The sequence below is a fragment of the Paenibacillus sp. 203 genome (genome assembly GCF_037027525.1).
GTDB lineage: Bacteria > Bacillota > Bacilli > Paenibacillales > Paenibacillaceae > Paenibacillus > Paenibacillus polymyxa_B.
The window spans coordinates 1-1129 of the sequence record NZ_JAXCHD010000035.1; the positions used below are offsets into that span (position 1 = coordinate 1).

Consider the following 1129-nt stretch of genomic DNA (forward strand, 5'->3'; position numbering starts at 1 on the left):
CAGCCTCACTGCTTAGACGGACATCCATCAGTCCGCGTCACTACCCTACTGCGTCACCCCATCGCTCATAACGGATTACGGTGGTACAGGAATTTCGACCTGTTGTCCTTCGACTACGCCTATCGGCCTCGCCTTAGGTCCCGACTTACCCTGAGCGGACGAACCTTCCTCAGGAACCCTTAGGCTTTCGGCGGATCTGATTCTCACAGATCTTTTCGTTACTCATACCGGCATTCTCACTTGAATGCAGTCCAGCGCTCCTTACGGTACACCTTCAACCCGCATTCAACGCTCCCCTACCCCTGATGCAAGCATCAAGCCATAGCTTCGGTGGTGTGTTTAGCCCCGTTACATTTTCGGCGCAGAGTCACTCGACCAGTGAGCTATTACGCACTCTTTCAATGGTGGCTGCTTCTAAGCCAACATCCTGGTTGTCTGTGCAACTCCACATCCTTTCCCACTTAACACACACTTGGGGACCTTAGCTGATGGTCTGGGCTGTTTCCCTTTCGACAATGGATCTTAGCACTCACTGTCTGACTCCCGGAACTAAATCTATGGCATTCGGAGTTTGACTGAGCTTGGTAACCCTTGCGGGCCCCGCACCCAATCAGTGCTCTACCTCCACGATTCTTCTTTCCGAGGCTAGCCCTAAAGCTATTTCGGGGAGAACCAGCTATCTCCGGGTTCGATTGGAATTTCTCCGCTACCCCCACCTCATCCCCGCATTTTTCAACATGCGTGGGTTCGGGCCTCCAGTGCGTGTTACCGCACCTTCACCCTGGACAGGGGTAGATCACCCGGTTTCGGGTCTACGTCCACGTACTCATTCGCCCTATTCAGACTCGCTTTCGCTGCGGCTTCAGCTCTTCACCTTAACCTTGCACGGGAACGTAACTCGCCGGTTCATTCTACAAAAGGCACGCCATCACCCATAGATCGGGCTCTGACTTCTTGTAAGCACACGGTTTCAGGATCTATTTCACTCCCCTTCCGGGGTGCTTTTCACCTTTCCCTCACGGTACTGCTTCACTATCGGTCGCCAGGGAGTATTTAGCCTTGGCAGATGGTCCTGCCGGATTCATACGGGGTTTCACGTGCCCCGCACTACTCGGGATCCGTCTCGGAG

General features: G+C 53.9%; 1 rRNA gene. It reads right to left on the reverse strand.

The features are described from left to right. Positions 1 to 1129: ribosomal RNA gene (locus tag WA407_RS26175) — 23S ribosomal RNA — on the reverse strand; the annotation flags it as partial.